Origin of the sequence: Flavonifractor sp. An4, assembly GCF_002161755.1 — a bacterium.
Classification (GTDB): domain Bacteria; phylum Bacillota; class Clostridia; order Oscillospirales; family Oscillospiraceae; genus Flavonifractor; species Flavonifractor avicola.
The window spans coordinates 148,921-167,160 of the sequence record NZ_NFIL01000002.1; the positions used below are offsets into that span (position 1 = coordinate 148,921).

Here is an 18,240-nt window from a genome sequence, read left to right on the forward strand (position 1 = left end):
GGGTATGGTATGCTGATACCAACAAGAAATAAGGAGGCGCCCTCGTATGGGAATGACCATGACCCAAAAGATCCTGGCCCGCCACGCCGGACTGGACCAGGTGGTACCCGGCCAGCTGGTGGAGGCCAAGCTGGACCTGGTGCTGGGCAACGACATCACCGCGCCCGTCGCCATCACCGAGTTCCGCAAGGCGGGACTGACTCAGGTATTTGATCAAGACAAGATCGCCCTGGTGCTGGACCACTCCACCCCCTGCAAGGACATCAAGTCCGCCCAGCTGTGCGCCCAGGCCCGGGAATTTGCCAAGGAATTTGACATCACCCACTTCTATGACGTGGGCTGCATGGGTGTGGAGCACGCTCTGCTGCCGGAAAAGGGCCTCACCGCCCCCGGTGAGTGCATGATCGGTGCCGACTCCCACACCTGTACTTACGGCGCGGTAGGTATGTTCTCCACCGGCGTGGGCTCCACCGACATGGCCGCCGGCATGGCCACCGGCCTTGCCTGGTTCAAGGTGCCCGCCGCCATCAAGGTCACCCTCACCGGCAAGTTCCAGCCCTATGTGTCCGGTAAAGACGTGATCCTCCACCTGATCGGCCTGATCGGCGTGGACGGCGCTCTGTACAAGTCCCTGGAGTTCGCCGGGGAAGGGGTAGGGGAGCTGTCCATGGACGACCGCTTCACCATCGCCAACATGGCCATTGAGGCGGGCGCCAAAAACGGCATCTTCCCGGTGGACGACAAGACCCGGGCCTACCTGAAGGGCCGTGTTACCCGTGAGTGGGAGGCGGTGGAGGCCGATCCCGACGCCGAGTACGAGCAGGAGATCGTCATTGATCTGAACACCCTCCAGCCCACGGTGGCCCTGCCCCATCTGCCCTCCAACACCCGCACCATCGACCAGGTGGAGGGCACCCACATCGACCAGGTGGTCATCGGCTCCTGCACCAACGGCCGTCTGGACGACCTGCGGCAGGCCGCGGCGGTGCTCAAGGGCCGCAAGGTGGCCAACGGCGTGCGCTGCATCGTCATCCCCGCCACCCAGCAGATCACCCTGGACGCCATGGCCGAGGGCCTGATCCAGACCTTCATCGAGGCGGGCTGCGCCGTGTCCACCCCCACCTGCGGCCCCTGCCTGGGCGGACACATGGGCGTGCTCTCCGACAACGAGCGGGCCATCTCCACCACCAACCGCAACTTCGTGGGCCGCATGGGCCCCGTGTCCTCCGAGATCATCCTGGCCAGCCCCGCCGTGGCCGCCGCTTCCGCGGTGGCGGGCGTGGTCGCCGATCCCCGAACGCTGTAAACAGCGTTCGGGCCCCCATATTTTTCTTCCTCGGGGCAAGTGAATTGCCCCTGCGGCAAGGTTTTGCAGAGCAAAACGCTTGCACGCGCCACTTGGCGCGTCCCGCCTGCGGCGGGTCCCAAGGCACCAAATAAGAAAGGGTGACATCCTTGAAAGTATATAAGTACGGCGACAACGTGGATACCGACGTGATCATTCCCGCCCGGTACCTCAACGCCCCCGACGAGAAATCCCTGGCCTCCCACTGCATGGAGGACATTGACGCCAACTTCGCCTCCACCGTGGAGCAGGGCGACATTATCGTGGCCGGAGCCAACTTCGGCTGCGGCTCCTCCCGGGAGCACGCCCCCCTGTCCATCAAGGCCTGCGGCGTGAAGTGCGTCATTGCCCCCTCCTTCGCCCGCATCTTCTACCGCAACGCCATCAACATCGGTCTGCCCATCATGGAGAGCCCCGAGGCTGCCGCCGCCATCCAGGCGGGGGACACCGTCAGCGTGGACTTTGCCACCGGCACCATCACCGACGAGACCCAGGGCAAGACCTGGCAGGCCGCGCCCTTCCCGGCCTTCGTGGACAACATCATCCAGGCCGGCGGCCTGCTTAACTCCCTGAAAGCGCGAGGTGTGGCGAAATGAATTACAAAATCGCTTTGATCCGGGGCGACGGCATCGGCCCCGAAGTGGTGGGCGAGGCCGTCAAGGTGCTGGAGGCCGTGGGCAAGAAGTTCGGCCACAGCTTTACCTATGAGGACGTGCTGCTGGGCGGCTGCGCCACCGACGCGGTGGGGAAGAGCTACCCCGACGGCACCGCTGAGAAGTGCAAGGCCTGCGACGCCGTGCTGCTGGGCGCGGTGGGCGGCCCCAAGTGGGGGAGCGACAAGCCCGCCGAGCAGCGGCCCGAGACCGCCCTGCTGGCCATCCGCAAGGACCTGGGCCTGTACGCCAACCTGCGCCCCGCCGCCCTGCGGCCTGCCATGGCGGACGCCTGCCCCCTGAAGAAGGAGACCGCCGAGAAGGGCATCGACCTGATGATGGTCCGGGAGCTCACCGGCGGCATCTACTTCGGCCAGCGGGAGAAGTACGACACCCCCGACCGGGGCGTGGAGTGCGCCGACCGGATGGCTTACTCCGAGAAGGAGATCGAGCGCATCGGCCGCCGGGCCTTCGAGCTGGCCCGGCTCCGCCGGAAGAAGGTGTCCTCCGTGGACAAGGCCAACGTGCTGGAGACCTCCCGGCTGTGGCGGTCCGTCATGCACCGGCTGGCGGAGGAGTATTCCGACGTTCAGTACGAGGATGTGCTGGTGGACAACTGCGCCATGCAGCTGGTCCGTGACCCCGGCCAGTTCGACGTGGTGGTCACCGAGAATATGTTCGGCGACATCCTGTCCGACGAGGCCTCCATGGTCACCGGCTCCATCGGCCTGCTGCCCTCCGCCTCCATTGGCGACACCGCTCCCGGCCTCTACGAGCCCATCCACGGCTCCGCCCCCGACATCGCCGGTCAGGACAAGGCCAACCCCATCGCCACCATTCTGTCGGTGGCCATGATGTTCCGCTACTCCTTCCACCTGGCCGCCGAGGCCGATGCGGTAGAGGCCGCTGTGGACGCTGTGCTGGCCGAGGGCTGGCGCACCGCCGACATCGCCGAGCCGGGTGTCACCCCCATCGGCACCAAGCAGATGGGCGATCTCATCTGCGCCAAGATCTAAGGAAAACAGGGAAGAGGCGGCAGTGCCGCCTCTTCTTTTTTATCAGTATATAAAAAGAGCCGTTCCCGTGGTGGGAACGGCTCTTTTCTGTCGTTAGATTACATATCGACGGTCAGGACCTTCTTCAGGCGGGCAAAGCGGGGGAGGGAGTTCTCCTTGGGGCCGTTGGCCTCGCCCTGGATGAGGGGCAGGACGTAGTCGATGAATTCCTGCTTCACGCCGTTGCCGGCCTCGTTGATCCACTCGCGGGGCACCTTCTTCTCGAAGTTGGCCACGATGTCCAGGGGCTGCAGCACGGTCTCGCACTTGTAGCCGCCGTCGCGGGTGCACTGGAAGGCCACCATCTTGTCGGTGGTGCCGGCCACAGCGGCCTCCACGGCGGTCTTACCGGCCAGGAAGGCCTCGTCGATGTCGGTCTTGGAGCCCACGTGAGAGCCGCAGCGCTGCAGCAGGGACAGCTCGATGCCGCGGACCTTGGCGCCGGTCTTGTTTTTGATAATGTCGGCCAGCTTGACAGCCAGGCCGCCCAGCTGAGCGTGGCCGAAGCCGTCGGTGGCGGAGGTCTCAGCCTCGGACACGAAGCGGCCGTCGGCATAGTGGATGCCCTCGGACACGGCCACCATGCACTTGCCGGTCTTGTTGTAGATGTCGGTTACGTCCTTGACGAACTGATCCATGTCAAAGTCGGTCTCAGGCAGGTAGACCAGGTCGGGGCCGCAGCCGGTGAGGGAGGCCAGGGCGGCGGAGCCGGCCAGCCAGCCGGCGTGACGGCCCATGATCTCGATGACGGTGACCATGCCGGTGTCATAGACGTGGGCGTCCTGCCACACCTCGGCGCAGGAAGTGGCGATATACTTGGCGGCGGAAGCGAAGCCGGGGCAGTGGTCGGTGCCGTTCAGGTCGTTGTCGATGGTCTTGGGCACGCCCATGATGCGGCACTCATAGCCCACCTTCTGCATATACTTGGAGATCTTGTTGCAGGTGTCCATGGAGTCGTTGCCGCCGTTATAGAAGAAGTAGCGCACGTCGTACTTCTTGAAGATCTCAAGGATACGCTTATAATCGGTATCGTCCTTGTCGGGGTCGGCCAGCTTATAGCGGCAGGAGCCCAGAGCGGAGGAGGGGGTGTACTTGAGCAGATCCAGCTCGGCGGCGTCCTCCTGGCCCATATCGTACAGCTTGTCGTCCAGCACGCCCTTGATACCGTGGGCGGCGCCCAGCACCCGGGTGATGCAGTCGGTGTCCAGGGCGGTGCGGATCACGCCCAGAGCACTGGCGTTGATGACGGCGGTAGGACCGCCGGACTGGCCGATAATACAAGCGCCTCTCAGTTCACTCATGAAAGTTGCCTCCTGTTGGTTGAATAAATTTTTACAAATTTTGATTTTGCGGGAATATCATATCACGTCCTCTTGAAATTATCAAGGAGACCTGCTAAAATCATGGTGCATCAAAAAAAGGAGATGACTGATATGCCTCTCGTAACTACTAAGGAAATGTTCCAGAAGGCCTACAACGGCGGCTACGCCATCGGCGCCTTCAATGTCAATAACATGGAGATTGTCCAGGGCATCACCGAGGCTGCCAAGGAAGTCAACGCCCCCCTGATCCTCCAGGTGTCCAAGGGCGCCCGCGCCTACGCCAACCACACCTACCTGGTGAAGCTGGTTGAGGCCGCCATCATTGAGACCGGCCTGCCCATCTGCCTGCATCTGGACCACGGCGACAGCTTCGAGATCTGCAAGAGCTGCATCGACGGCGGCTTTACCTCCGTCATGATCGACGCCTCCTCCAAGCCCTTCGCTGAGAACATCGAGATCACCAAGAAGGTCGTTGAGTATGCCCACGATCACGGCGTCGTCGTCGAGGCCGAGCTGGGCGCTCTGGCCGGCGTGGAGGACGAGGTCAACGTGTCCGCCGCCGACTCCCACTACACCCGTCCCGAAGAGGTGGAGGAGTTTGTCTCCAAGACCAACTGTGACTCCCTGGCCATTGCCATCGGCACCAGCCACGGCGCTTACAAGTTCACCGCCGCTCAGTGCACCCGCAATGAGAAGGGCGAGCTGGTTCCCCCGCCCCTGCGCTTCGACATCCTGGACGAGGTCGTGAAGCGTCTGCCCGGCTTCCCCATCGTGCTCCATGGCTCCTCTTCCGTGCCTCAGGAGTTCGTGAAGATGGTCAACGAGAATGGCGGCAAGATGCCCGACGCCGTGGGTATTCCCGAGGAGCAGCTGCGTCAGGCCGCCCGGGGCGCTGTGTGTAAGATCAACATCGACTCCGACCTGCGCCTGGCCATGACCGGCACCATCCGCAAGTTCTTCAACGATCATCCCGACAAGTTCGACCCCCGCGAGTACCTGAAGCCCGCCCGTGCCGCCATCAAGGAGCTGGTGAAGCACAAGCTGGTTTACGTTCTGGGCTGCGACGGCAAGGCCTGATCCAACAAAATCACCACAAAAAAGGAGAGGGGAGACCCCAATGTCATTAAGTTAAGAAATTCTCCGCGTCCCTAAAAATGCCCACCCCAAAAATAACGGGGTGGGCATTTTTTATTGAGCAATATAGTTTTGTAAATTCCCAAAACAAGCTTCTAGTCGTACATACTTTAAAATACAGAATCAGTATCCACAAAGTAAGGCCATTTTCGAGATAAACCCTGATAGTTTTTTATTGTGGATTGCGTCTGTCAAATGGCATACACATTCAAGCGCTTTGACCAACGGACTTTTATCGGCTCCAACTGTAATCTTCCAAGAATAACTTGGGGCAAGGTCTTTTGTGTTTTCGTCCCATAGCTCCATTGTAAAAGCATTCTCTTTTGCAACTAATTGGCTTACAGCAAACCATATATCCGATGAATTATCCAGGAAAAAAGCAATTCTAGTCAATTCGTTAGGAAAATATTTACCAAGATTAAATTTTTCCACTATTCCGTTTACATCCGTCAGTTTAAAACTATGCGGTTCACTAAGAAGATACTTTTCAAAACTACTTGTAGCATAGGCAGACAAATGCGTCTGGTGCTCTAGATAGTAACTAATTGCAGAAATCTTTACATTTGAAATAGTTAATGCACTTTTCTTAAAAGCAATTTTTCGATATTGGTCGTGGGAGTCAATTTCAACTCCTAATTTTCCTAAAGGCGTTTCAAATCGATATACCGGATTCATATTTTATTTCATCTTCCTTTTTAGCGGCCTTATGCGCTGGGCAGAGCAAGTTCTTCTGAAATCTTTATGGGAAGGCCCTTGCTTTTCTATATACTATCGGTTAAAATTGGCTATGGAAACATAAATAGCGGCAGGACATGACGGGCGGCAACCCGCCATGTCCCGATGATGAGTGATTGCAGCACTCAACACCACAGTCATCCGACTGTACCGTATCTCCCATTATACCGATGGAGAGGTTCTTTTTCAAGCAAAATCCATCGAAAGTGGGATTGGTGTTTCGCTTTGATTGTGTTCAGTCAAGCGGTGTTGAGTTATACGCTCAGCACCGCTTTTATGTTTCCGGCGATAGCCCCGGGCGGGGGTTTTCCCCGCCCGTTGGGCCACTCGTCGGAACAAAAGAAGAGAGAGGGAAGAACATGAAAAAAAGATTGGTTGCACTTGCTCTATCGTTGGGTATATTCCTTGGAACCGCAGCACCGGCAAGTGCCGGCTTCAGTGATGGAACTGAGGGCCGTAACAACACGCTGGCAGTCGGCGACAGCGTGGCGGCCATGATTGACAAGAATGGTACCCTTTGGGCTTGGGGAAATATGAACACCGGAATTCTGGGAACCGGTCCTGTAAATGAGGAGACAGGGCCTCGGAAGGTCATGGACCATGTGCGCTCCTTTGAGTTTTTGGGAGGAAACTTTGCCGCCATCAAGACAGACGATTCTCTCTGGATGTGGGGAACAGACACGGTCAATGGTGTGATGGGTAACGGCAAGGAATATGCCCCTGGAGAAAGACAAGATACCCCCATCAAGATTATGGACAATGTGCTCGCGGTCAGTTTTGGAGCTGGTCATGTTGCTGCCATTAAGAAGGATCACTCCCTTTGGACCTGGGGCTACAATGGAAGCGGACAGATTGGAAACGGTATCTGTGGCTGGGTGGAGCCTGAAAATAGCAGCCAAGCCACTCCAGTTAAAGTGATGGATGATGTCGTTTCTGTCAGCTGCGGAAAAAACTATACCGCCGCCGTCAAGTCGGATGGTACATTGTGGATGTGGGGAGACAACAATTTCAATCAGTTCAACAACGGCAGTAAGGGAAACTTGACAACTTCGTTTCTAAATGCTGAGTTAGTATATCAAACTGTCCCGACAAAGATTATGGACCATGTTGTTTCCGTCGCCTGTGGCGAAGACCCGCCTCTCGTTCTGAAAACAGATGGGACCTTGGTGACCTGGCCGGACTCTGCACAGCCAAAAGGAGTTCTTTGGGAAGTATATAATATATTAAACCCTGATTTGCCCGATGACCTGACGGAGCCTATGCCGCAAAAAATCATATCCAATGATGTAATATATATGGAGCAGGGCCCCCACTATCCATTGGGACTGAACAATATTGCATTTATCACAAAAGACAATTCTCTTTGGATATATGGAAACAATACATACGGCCAGCTTGGTTCGAGCGGCACGGTTTCTGGCACATACACCGCATTCCCGTTGAAAGTGATGGACGATGTGGCCGATGTCTCCCTGAGCGATATGACCGTGGTTGCGATGAAAACGGACGGTTCTGTTTGGGCTTGGGGCTCTCCACACAACAATCTTTTGCTCAATGGCGGAAGCGGAGATTTGACCAGAACGCTTTATGATATTAATGGCAGTCCGTTCAACGCAGTGGGCCAGGAAACACCTCTGCGGCTGGCGAACCTGACTGCAAAGACTCCCGGCGAGAGTGTGCTGCTCCCGGTTATAGGAGGCTTCTCCGATGTGCGTATTAACGCCTACTACGCCGACGCGGTAAAGTGGGCGGTCCACAAGGGCGTTACCAGCGGCACCAGCTCCACCACATTCAGCCCTGATACCACCTGCACGACGGGAGAGATTTTGACCTTCCTGTGGAGAGCCAACGGCTCCCCCGCTCCCGCTAGCAGTAATAATGCTATCCCCGCTGGGAAGTATTACACCGACGCGGCCAACTGGGCGCTGGAAAAGGGTTTGACGGATTCCTTTGACGCTGATACACCCGCCACCCGTGCCGCTACCGTGACCTATCTCTGGAAACTGGCCGGGAAGCCCGACGCGAAAAATGCTGCTTCCTTCACCGATGTGGCCGCGGGCGCGGCATACGCTGATGCTGTGGCATGGGCGGTGGAGCAGGGCATTACCGGCGGCACCGGAGCAAACCGCTTTTCCCCGGATGTCACCTGCACCCGTGGGCAAATTGTAACTTTCCTCTATCGCGATTTGGCCGAATAGAATCGGACAATCCGCCGTCCTGCCGTATGGCGGGGCGGCGGATTTTTCCTGCCTTTTGCGGATATTGCTGTCCATATCTATTCCGCTGAATTTTTTGATACGTTCTACCGATAAGTTGATATCTCTGACTTCCGCTTAACTTAACTGCCCATTTCTCGCCCAAAGGCGTAAAAAAGTACCCAGCTGAAAAAATTGTGCCCGACATATTTCTGATACAGAAAGCAGACAAGTTGAAAATTGAGAACTGGCTTGCCTTGTTGTTCAGATTCAAAAATCTTTCTGTTTTTTCAACGTTCTTAAAACTGGTTGAGAAAATGGAGAAAGCGTCCGTTATTTCCCCCGGTTTTCCACTCCATTTAGTTAAGCGGGCATTTCTTTTTTTGGAAAAGTCTGTTTTGCACCTTGAAATCAGGCGTTTTAAAAAATATATAGCATGTTGGGGCGTGCCTTGAACAGTCCGCCCCTCTTTTTTTAGGCTGCCACCCGGTACACAAATCCGGGGAAGCCTTTGACTCGCAGATTCCGCTGGTCTTGCCGTCCGGGTCGGATGGGTACTGTGTACCGCGCTATGTCCAGCAACAGTTTGTCCATGTCGGCTTTGGGGGTGCGAATAAACTCACGGCACAGCATAACGGCCATTTTAAAGTTGACCTTATATGCATAAATGCCTTCTTTTGGCCGATGGACAACGACCTCCCGACATATCCTGCTTGCGAAGTTAAAGGCGGTCATATTAGCGTAGATTTCCTGCTCCGCAAATACGTCCGACTTTCCATGAAGGTTTACCATTCCTACCGAATATTTCCAGTCTCGAAAGGCGGATTCCAGCCCCCAGCGGAGACGATATAATTCCTTGATTTCCTCAAGTGTAAAGGACGCGGGCAGCGAAGTTGCCACTGTTTCAAACTCGCCGCTGTCAAGCAGAAAGCGGCAAATACGAAAACGCATAGGATAAGGGGACGGAAAATCCCAGCGGCCCCGTCGGGTCTTAGCACCTGCCTTGCTTTTCTTTGGAACTTGCAGATAGATATAGCCGTTTTTCTTGTCCTCGTTGGTCTGTGTGGTGGTAATGGTAAAACCGATTGTGCAGTCCAGTTCCATCATAGGCAACTTCGCCACCTCACGCATGGCAGAACGGCTCTGCTTCACGCGAATCAGAAAGTCTACATTCGTCTTTTCAATGCAATGGGCAATGAGATTATAACTCTCAAAGCCGCGGTCTCCGATGATGAGAGTCTTTTGTGAAAAGGTATTACGCTTCAACATTTCCACCAGCGCGCCGATTTCGTCTTTCTTCGGCTCGGGCTGAATGACTAAATCGGCAAAAGTACGGCTTAGAATGTCATAAACCGGGGTCACATGCAGTTGATTTACCCCATTGGGAATCCCCTCATTCTGAACAAAGGACGGAGAAGCAGGATTTCGCGGGAGATTGACTGCTGTTCCATCCACAGCCAACAGGCGATAGCCACGAAAGAGAGCGTTGTCCGTGCAATCGGCGTTGAAGTTGTCAAAGACCGCCCGGAACACAGCGGGGTCAATCTGGGCGCGGCGCTGACTGACAGCGGACGCGGTGACTTTGATACCCGCGGTATATAAAATCTTATCTAAAGAGCCACCCTCCGCGCCGATGAGAAGGCGTATCAGTGTCTCCATCGTGAGAGGGCTTCTGCGAGAAAAGTTTTTGCCCTTGGCGTGGTTTGCAACGGCCTTGCGAATGGCATACTTCAGCGCCATTGCGACAGAAAGTGCGGTTTTCATGAGAGTTTGCCTCCGTGTGTGTATATTCGCCGGGCAAAACGAAACGCCAAACGCACCCCCATCCCTGGGCGTGTACGCTTGGCGTTTGATATGTTCGCTACTATTTACTCACATTACTCACACAATTTTGGCTGTCTCACACAACAAATAAACTCTCAAAAATACTCACAAACTAAACTCAATCAAAAACTGTCACAAAACTCACAATATACACAGAAAACTCACTTTTTAGCTGTCACATATTCTGCATGCGAACACCGTTCACCACGGCGTTAAGTCAATGATACTCGAGTTCTTGAATATTGTCAAATGAGTCTGCCGCCAATTTACAAATTGTTCACTTGCTAAAGATAGACTGCCATAAAGATACCCCGTTGTTAAGGTATAGATTTGCAAATCCATACCTTAACAACGGGGGTTTTTCAGGGAAAAGGGCTTAACTTAATGGCATTGGGGGAGACCCTCTCCTTTTTTTGCACCCTGACCCGCTGCCGCATAGAATAGCGGGAAGGGAGAGAACTGTTATGTGGGAGCCTGTTCCATACGACCGCCGTGCCGCCGTGCGCTACGCCCACCGCTGGGCCTTTGGCCGCAACCCGGCCTACTACGACTATGAGGAGGTGGGGGGCGACTGCACCAGCTTCGCCTCCCAGTGCCTGTATGCCGGCATCGGTGTAATGGACTATACCCCGGAATACGGATGGTATTACCTGGACGCCAACAACAAGGCCCCGGCCTGGACCGGAGTGGAGTTTCTCTACCGCTACCTGACCCAGACCCAGGCGCGCCCCGGCCCCTACGCCGTGGAGACCAGTCTGGACCTGCTGCTGCCGGGAGATATTGTCCAGTTCAGCCCCCAGGGGGAGGTATTCACCCATACCGCCGTGGTGGTCCAGGTGGGGGCACGGCCCACCCTGCGCAATACCCTGGTGGCCGCCCACTCCTACGATGTGGACCGGAAGCCTTTGGGCAATTATGCCTTCCGGGCCATCCGGTACCTCCATGTGCTGGGGGGCTGGCGGGAGACATAGGGCGTTTCATAGAGACGCAAAGAGGCGGACGGCCATATGGCCGCCCGCCTCTTCTCATTGGGGTCAATCCCCCAGGATCAGGCCGGAGTCCTCCAGATAGAGCTGCCGGAAGAAGGAGACGGTACTGCCGCTTTCGTCCTGGCAGGTGCCCGCCAGCACCACGCAGCCATCCAAAGGATCGGCGGCGGCGGTGTCCAGACTGCGGAAGGCGGGCCAGTGCTCCTTTAAAAAGTCCGCATAGGTGACGGTGTAGATGGTCCCGTCCCGGCGGAAGAAGAGCTGCTTGTCGGTGATCAGATCACAGTCTCCGTCCCCGTTCAGGTCCAGGATGCGGACATTTCCCCGGAGGGTACTCTCTGCCCGCAGGAAGCGGACCAGGCCCTCCTCCTGGTTCCACCGGTACAGGTCGATGGTCCAGTTGACCTCCTTGGAGTCATTGCTCCAGCCCGCCAGCAGGCCCTGGTAGCCCAGCAGGGCGGGAAAGTCGTCCAGCCACCGGTTGCCGGACACAATCCCCAGGGGGAGACGGTCAAAGGAGGGCACCACGTCATCATTCTCCAGGGTGATCCGGGGGACGCAGGTGCCGTCCTCCAGGGTGTAGATGCCGAAGTAGAACTGGTCGTCGAAATTGGAGCCGAACCGGGTGGACTCCCTCCAGGGCTCGGGTTGGGGATCGCTGAGTTCTTCATACACCGTCAGCTCCTCCAGGGGAACGGCGACAGGCTCCCCGTTCCCGGAGGCTGGCTGGGCCACCGTGAGGGTGTCACCGCTGAAGGTGAGGGTGCGCAGGAAGGAGGTGGTGGTGCCGGTTTCATCCTCCATCGTGCCGGAAAGCAGGATGCAGCTGCCTCTGGCGGACAGTCTGGCCCCCTCCAGAGTGCGGAAGGCGGGCCAGCGCTGGGCCAGCAGGTCGGCGTAGTTCACGGCGTAGAGGGTATCCTCCCACTGGAGGAGAAGCTGCCGGTCGGTGATCAGCTCCTCCTTCCCGTCCCCGTTCAGGTCCTGGGTCAGCAGCTGACCGCCGGCGCTGCCGTAGGTCTCCGCCAGCAGAGACCGTTTTCCTTCCTCGTCCACGGCAAACAGATCGTAGAACCATTCATCCTGCCGCTCCGACGGCACGCCGGGGTAGGAGGTGATGAAACCGTCGGTGCCCATCAGGTCCAGGTAGTAAAACAGCTGGTAGGTCTCCTGCAGCCCATCCATGCTTCCGGACTGCTTGCGCTGTAGGAAGATCATGGCGCCGGCGTTTTCGCTTCTGGGACCCTCCCGCATGGTCCAGGGTGGGGTTTCGCCGCCCTCACCATAGGAGTCCAGGTCGAAGTGCTGCTCGATGGTGGGATTTTGGGGCACGGCGGGGGCGGAATAGGGGGACAGGTCGGAAAGGGACAGGGTGAAGATCCCATCCTCATATACGGCGGTCCGGGGTCCCGAGAAGGTACAGGCCGCCGCCAGACCCGCCAGCAGCACCGCCGCCAGCACAGCGGCCAGGATGGGGCGCTTTTGGTGGGCGATGCGGGTGATGCGGTCCTTCATCTGCCGCTTGCCGGAGGTCATGGTGGTGGCGGCCAGCAGGGGATTGGTGGGTCTGCCCCGCACCGGCACCAGGGCCAGCAGGGTGCGGCCATAGGCCAGCCGCCCGCTGTGGTCCAGCGCCGCCATGGCCCCCTCGTCACAGGCCAGTTCACAGTCGGTGCGGGACAGAAGGGCCGCCGCCCACACCAGGGGGTGGAACCAGTAGATGGTGAGGCACACACACCGCAGCAGAGCCCACAGGGGGTCCAGATGTTTGGCGTGGGTGCGCTCATGGAGGAGCACATAGTCCAGACGGTCTGACTGGACGGCGGCGGGGGTCAGATAGATGGCGGGCCGCACCAGCCCCACCAGACAGGGGGAGGAGAGCCGGTCGCTGAGATACACCGGCAGGGGGCAGCCCTCCGCCGGGAAGGGGACCCGGCTCTTGCGCAGGTTCAGCCGGAACCGCAGGTTGGCAAGGAGGAAGAAGGCGGCCATGGCGGCCATACCCACCTTCCACACCACATCCAGCACCTGGGCCAGGGAGAGGGTGGAGGCGGGGAGTGGGGTACTGGTCTCTGCGGTGTTGGGGATGTTCTGGATCACCTGGGTCTGGGTGTTGTCTGGAATCGGTTCGGCGGCCGGTTGGGTGGGGACCTCCACCGGCCGCTCCAGAACGGCGGTGAGCTGCTGCCCGGCCTGCTGGCTCATATCCAGCACCGAAACAACGGGCAGGGCTGGCAGCTGTACCGGCACCAGCAGCCGCACCAGCACCAGCGCCCACAGGGCGTACTGTACCCGGCGGGGGATGGCACTGCGGAAGAGAAACCGGAACAGGATCAGGGCTAAAATCAGCACCGACGCGGTGAGGATCACTTCTTTCATGACGACTCCTCCTTTGCCTGCTCCAGAATGGCGGAGAGCTGGTCAATGTCCTCCTGGGTCAGCGCCCGGCTGTCCACCAGGGCGCTCATCATCAGTCCCAGGCTGCCGCCGTATACCTTGTCCAGAAAGTGCCGGGTGGCGGTCTCCTCCGCCTGCTGGCGGGGGAGCAGGGGGGTGTACTCCTTGGCCCGGCCCTCCTCATGGTGGGTCACCGCCCCCTTGGCCTCCAGCCGGGAGAGCATGGTGATGATGGTGTGCTTGGACCAGCCGGTCTCCCCCTCCAGCGCGTGGGTCAGCTGGGTGATGGTGGCCGGACCGTCCTCCCACAGGCGGTCCATCAGCTTCCATTCGCCGTCGGACAGGTGGATCTTCATAGGGCATCCCTCCATTGGTGTACAGTTGTCTACCTCTTCTAATTGGAGCATAGCACAAAGGTAGACAGTTGTCAACCATAAGTACAAAAAAGAGGGCGGGGATAAACCCCGCCCTTATGAAGGCTGCTCCAGAGCCCGCTCCAGGGCCTCAATGACGATCTTCATGGCCTTGATGCGGGCGTATTTCTTGTCCACCGACTCCAGGATGTGCCAGGGGGCGAAGGTGGTGCTGGTGCGCTGGAGCATCTCGTTCACCGCCACCTCGTAGGCATCCCACTTGTCCCGGTTGCGCCAGTCCTCCTCGGTGATCTTCCACTGCTTGGCCGGGTCGGCCTGCCGCTCATTGAACCGCTCCAGCTGGGTGTCCTTGTCGATCTGCACCCAGAACTTGATGACCACCATGCCGGAGCTCACCAGTTCCTGCTCGAACTCGTTGATCTCGTCAAAGGCCCGCTGCCAGTCGTCGGTGGTGCAGAAGCCCTCCAGCCGCTCCACCATCACCCGGCCGTACCAGCTGCGGTCAAAGATGGCGATGTGCCCCGTCTTGGGCAGCCGGGTCCAGAACCGCCACAGGTAGTGGCGGGCCAGCTCGTCCTTGGTGGGGGCGGCGATGGGGAGGACCTCATACCCCCGGGGGTCCAGGGCGGAGGCCAGCCGCTTGATGTTGCCCCCCTTGCCGGCGGCGTCCCAGCCCTCGTACACCACCACCACCGGCACCTTCTTCCGGTAGAGCTCGTTGTGGAGGGCGGCCAGCTTCTTGCGGCACTTTTTCAGCTGCTTGCGGTAGTCCTTCTCCTCCAGCGCCTTGTCCAGGTCCACCTGAGCCAGGGGCAGGGTGGGGGCCAGAGGCCACTGATAGGAGGGGTGGACGGGGACGGGGCGGGCCTCCAGAGCGGCGCAGATCTGGTCGTGGAGCCAGTCCGCCGCCGCCAGGTTGGCCTGGACGGCCTGGGTGCTGTCGATGATCTTCCAGGGGGCCCAGGGCTTGTCGGTGGCGGCCAGGTAGCCGTCAAAGACCGCCAGGTGCTTCTGGTAGTTCCTGTTCTGCCGCCGGTCGGCCTCGGTACACCGCCAGGCGGTGTCCTTGTCGGCGGCCAGGCCGTCCAGCCGCTCCTTCTGGCTCTGGGCGTCGATGTGGAGGAAGAGCTTCACCAGAAGATAGCCTCCGGCGGCCAGCTGCCGCTCAAAGATGTTGATGCTCTCCAGCCGGGCCTGGTACTCCTCCTCCGACAGCTCCCCGTGCAAATAGGCCCGGACAGTCTCCTCCATCCAGCCGGTGTCCAGAAAGAGCACCTTGCCCTGGGCGGGGATGGTCTCAAAGTGGCGCTTGAGGAAGGGCCAGCGCTTCTCGGTCTCGGTGGGGGAATTGACGCTGATCACCTTGAAGAACCGGGGGTCCAGCTCCCGGATGAGGGACTGAATGGTGCGGCCCTTGCCCGCGGCGCTCCAGCCCTCCAGCAGCACGATCACCGGCAGGCCCGCCTGCTGCAGCCGCTGCTGCAAGCCCGCCAGCTGGGTCCTGCGGGCCTTCAGCAGGGCCTTGCACTCGGCCTGGGTCCGCCGCTCGGTGTGAAACGCAAAGTCACTGAGCATGGCTTGTGCCTCCTTCGTGTGGTTTTGTCCTCAGTTTACACCCGAATACCGCCGCTGACAAGCCTTACCGCCCCAGGAAGTTTTTCTTGTGGCGGCGGCGGTTTTATAGTATACTATGTAGAGTCGATTTTACGAAAAAGAGGTTTTTTGCATGGATCACGCCCGTTATGAAAGTCCCCTCTCTTCCCGCTACGCCAGCGACCAGATGCAGTATATTTTCTCCCCGGACAAGAAGTTCTCCACCTGGCGGCGGCTGTGGGTCGCCCTGGCCCGGGCCGAGATGGAGCTGGGCCTGCCGGTGACTGCGGAGCAGGTGGCCGAACTGGAGGCTCACCTCACCGACATTGACTACGACAAGGCCGCCCAGTACGAAAAGAAGCTGCGCCACGACGTGATGGCCCACGTCCACACCTACGGCGAGGCCTGCCCCAAGGCCATGCCCATCATCCACCTGGGCGCCACCAGCTGCTATGTGGGCGACAACACCGACGTGATCCTCATGCGGGAGGGCCTGTGCCTGATCCGGGATGAGCTGGTGCGGGTGCTGGACAAGCTGGCCAGGTTTGCCCGGCAGCACAAGGCCCTGCCCACCCTGGGCTTCACCCACTTCCAGCCCGCCCAGCTGGTCACCGTGGGCAAGCGGGCCACCCTGTGGATGAACGAGCTGCTGCTGGATCTGGCCGACGTGGAGTACCGCATCGCCAACCTGAAGCTGCTGGGCTGCAAGGGCACCACCGGCACCCAGGCCTCCTTCCTGGAGCTCTTCGACGGCGACCACGCCAAGTGCCGTGAGCTGGACCGCAAGATCGCCGCCGAGATGGGCTTTGAGGCCACCGCCGCCGTGTCCGGCCAGACCTACTCCCGGAAGGTGGACTATCAGGTGGTTTCCACCCTGTCCGGCATTGCCCAGTCCGCCAGCAAGTTCGCCACCGACCTGCGGCTGCTCTGCCACCTGAAGGAGGTGGAGGAGCCCTTTGAGAAGAACCAGATCGGTTCCTCCGCCATGCCCTACAAGCGCAACCCAATGCGCTGCGAGCGCATCTGCGCCCTGGCCCGGTACGTCATGGCCGACGCGGTCAACCCCGCCATTACCGCCGCCAGCCAGTGGTTCGAGCGCACCCTGGACGACTCCGCCAACAAGCGCCTCAGCGTGCCCGAGGCCTTCCTGGCGGTGGACGCCATCCTCAACATCTGGGCCAACGTGGCCGACGGCCTGGTGGTCCATGAGAAAGTCATCGAGAAGCACGTGCTGGAGGAGCTGCCCTTCATGGCCAGCGAGAACATCATGATGGACGCCGTCAAGAAGGGCGGCAACCGGCAGGACCTCCACGAGCGTATCCGCGTCCTCAGCCAGCAGGCCGGCGCCAACGTGAAGGACCTGGGCCTGTCCAACAACCTGATCGACCTCATTGCTGCCGATCCGGCCTTCTCCATGCTCAGCCGGGAGGAGCTTACCGCCCATCTGGAGCCCAGCCGCTACATCGGCCGCTGCCCGGAGCAGGTGGAGGAGTTCCTCAAGGAAGAGGTGGAGCCGGTGCTGGAGCGCTATCCCCACGCCCTGGAGGGCAAGACCGCGGAATTGAAGGTATAAACAGGGACCAAACGGGAATTTAAGGAGGAAATTGTCATGGAAAAGGCAGTTCGGCGTATCGGCGTATTTACCAGCGGCGGCGACGCCCCCGGCATGAACGCAGCCATCCGTTCGGTGGTTCGTACCGCCATCCATATGGGTATTGAGTGTATCGGCATCCGCCGTGGCTATCACGGCCTCATCAACGGCGACTTTGTTCCCCTGGACTTTGACAGCGTCAGCGGCCTGTCCCGCCGGGGCGGCACCATGCTCTACTCCGCCCGCAGCGAGGACTTCAAGTCCGAGGTGGGCCGGGAGCGGGCGGCTGCCACCTGCAAGCTGCTGGGTCTGGACGCCCTGGTTGGCATCGGCGGCGACGGTACCTTCCGGGGCCTGCTCACCCTGGCCGACAAGGGCCTGAGCGTCATCGGCATCCCCGGCACCATCGACAACGACATCGCCTGCTCTACTTACACCATCGGTTTTGACACCGCCTGCAACACCGCCCTGGAGTCCATCGACAAGCTGCGGGACACCATGCAGTCCCATGAGCGCTGCTCCGTGGTGGAGGTCATGGGCCGCCACGCCGGCCATGTGGCCCTCAACGTGGGCGTGGCCTGCGGCGCCACCGCCGTGGTGGTGCCCGAGCAGGTGGTCAACTACGAGGAGGACCTGATCGAGCCCATCCGCCGGGCCCGGCTGGCGGGCCGCACCCATTTCATGATCATCGTGGCCGAGGGCGTGAAGGGCGGCGCCTACGACATCGCCCAGCACATCCACGAGGCCACCTCTCTGGACACCCGCGTCACCATCCTGGGCCACGTCCAGCGGGGCGGCGCGCCCTCCCTCCGGGACCGGGTGGCGGCCACCTACATGGGCTATGAGGCCGTGCGGCTGCTGGCCGAGGGCAAGACCTGCCGGGTGGTGGCCATGGACGGCGAGTCCTATGTGGACTACGACATCCACGAGGCCCTGCAGATGAAGAAGGGTCTGGATCAGCAGACCTACACTGTCATGCGCGCCCTCACCGGCGTGCAGTAAGCCAACCCACAGAAACGGAGAGCGGAGCGGG

General features: G+C 59.5%; 15 protein-coding genes. 9 read left to right on the top strand and 6 right to left on the bottom strand.

The genetic code is table 11. The annotated features are described in order from the left end of the window. Positions 1-46: 46 nt before the first annotated feature. The 3 genes from leuC to leuB all read left to right on the top strand — a co-directional run bounded on the left by leuC (position 47) and on the right by leuB (position 3,014). Entirely contained in the window at positions 47-1,306 is a 1,260-nt protein-coding gene (gene leuC, locus B5F94_RS01900) for a 3-isopropylmalate dehydratase large subunit (protein ID WP_087327140.1), read from the top strand. Positions 1,307-1,455: 149 nt separating this feature from the next. Further along, the gene (locus B5F94_RS01905) at positions 1,456-1,941 is read left to right on the top strand and encodes a 3-isopropylmalate dehydratase small subunit (RefSeq protein ID WP_087187950.1); all 486 of its coding nucleotides are present in this window, start codon (positions 1,456-1,458) and stop codon (positions 1,939-1,941) included. Next, positions 1,938-3,014 carry a 3-isopropylmalate dehydrogenase gene (leuB, locus tag B5F94_RS01910; protein WP_087187951.1) on the top strand — a complete coding sequence of 359 codons (1,077 nt, stop codon included), beginning with the start codon at positions 1,938-1,940 and terminating at the stop codon, positions 3,012-3,014. Before B5F94_RS01905 ends, leuB begins: the two co-directional genes overlap by 4 nt. A 98-nt stretch (positions 3,015-3,112) precedes the next feature. Here leuB and B5F94_RS01915 read toward each other — a convergent pair whose 3' ends face one another. After that, positions 3,113-4,354 carry a 6-phosphofructokinase gene (locus B5F94_RS01915; RefSeq protein WP_087327143.1) on the bottom strand — a complete coding sequence of 414 codons (1,242 nt, stop codon included), beginning with the start codon at positions 4,352-4,354 and terminating at the stop codon, positions 3,113-3,115. 132 nt (positions 4,355-4,486) lie between these two features. Here B5F94_RS01915 and fba point away from each other — a divergent pair, with 132 nt between their 5' ends. Continuing rightward, positions 4,487-5,452, top strand: a complete 966-nt coding sequence (gene fba / locus B5F94_RS01920; RefSeq protein ID WP_087327221.1) for a class II fructose-1,6-bisphosphate aldolase — start codon at positions 4,487-4,489, stop codon at positions 5,450-5,452. 180 nt (positions 5,453-5,632) lie between these two features. Here the strand turns inward: fba and B5F94_RS16100 are convergent, their stop codons facing one another. Beyond that, the gene (locus B5F94_RS16100; protein ID WP_143383223.1) at positions 5,633-6,184 is read right to left on the bottom strand and encodes a hypothetical protein; all 552 of its coding nucleotides are present in this window, start codon (positions 6,182-6,184) and stop codon (positions 5,633-5,635) included. A gap of 419 nt (positions 6,185-6,603) precedes the next feature. Between B5F94_RS16100 and B5F94_RS01925 the strand changes: the two genes are divergently transcribed. Beyond that, a complete protein-coding gene (locus B5F94_RS01925) occupies positions 6,604-8,442 on the top strand; it encodes an RCC1 domain-containing protein (protein ID WP_158100235.1) in 1,839 nt (612 codons plus the stop codon). A gap of 230 nt (positions 8,443-8,672) precedes the next feature. Continuing rightward, positions 8,673-8,894, top strand: a complete 222-nt coding sequence (locus tag B5F94_RS16375) for a hypothetical protein (RefSeq protein WP_158100236.1) — start codon at positions 8,673-8,675, stop codon at positions 8,892-8,894. A gap of 19 nt (positions 8,895-8,913) precedes the next feature. Here the strand turns inward: B5F94_RS16375 and B5F94_RS01930 are convergent, their stop codons facing one another. Beyond that, on the bottom strand, positions 8,914-10,203 hold the full coding sequence (locus tag B5F94_RS01930; protein ID WP_087327149.1) for an IS4 family transposase: 1,290 nt from the start codon (positions 10,201-10,203) through the stop codon (positions 8,914-8,916). A 524-nt stretch (positions 10,204-10,727) separates the two neighbouring features. On the opposite strand from B5F94_RS01930, the gene B5F94_RS01935 reads away from it, so the two are divergent. Next, positions 10,728-11,234 (top strand): amidase domain-containing protein, encoded by a 507-nt coding sequence (locus B5F94_RS01935; RefSeq protein ID WP_087327153.1) that lies wholly within the window; start codon positions 10,728-10,730, stop codon positions 11,232-11,234. A gap of 63 nt (positions 11,235-11,297) precedes the next feature. Here the strand turns inward: B5F94_RS01935 and B5F94_RS01940 are convergent, their stop codons facing one another. The 3 genes from B5F94_RS01940 to pap form a co-directional block, all read right to left on the bottom strand. After that, entirely contained in the window at positions 11,298-13,631 is a 2,334-nt protein-coding gene (locus B5F94_RS01940; RefSeq protein ID WP_087327155.1) for a M56 family metallopeptidase, read from the bottom strand. Then, positions 13,628-14,005 (bottom strand): BlaI/MecI/CopY family transcriptional regulator, encoded by a 378-nt coding sequence (locus B5F94_RS01945; RefSeq protein WP_087327158.1) that lies wholly within the window; start codon positions 14,003-14,005, stop codon positions 13,628-13,630. The genes B5F94_RS01940 and B5F94_RS01945 overlap by 4 nt, the downstream gene beginning before the upstream one ends. A 114-nt stretch (positions 14,006-14,119) precedes the next feature. After that, entirely contained in the window at positions 14,120-15,598 is a 1,479-nt protein-coding gene (gene pap, locus B5F94_RS01950) for a polyphosphate:AMP phosphotransferase (protein WP_087327160.1), read from the bottom strand. A 151-nt stretch (positions 15,599-15,749) separates the two neighbouring features. Between pap and purB the strand changes: the two genes are divergently transcribed. Continuing rightward, entirely contained in the window at positions 15,750-17,189 is a 1,440-nt protein-coding gene (gene purB / locus B5F94_RS01955) for an adenylosuccinate lyase (RefSeq protein WP_087327163.1), read from the top strand. A gap of 36 nt (positions 17,190-17,225) precedes the next feature. Further along, positions 17,226-18,209, top strand: coding sequence for an ATP-dependent 6-phosphofructokinase (locus B5F94_RS01960; RefSeq protein ID WP_087327165.1), 984 nt, complete (start codon positions 17,226-17,228; stop codon positions 18,207-18,209). The last annotated feature ends 31 nt before the right edge of the window (positions 18,210-18,240 follow it).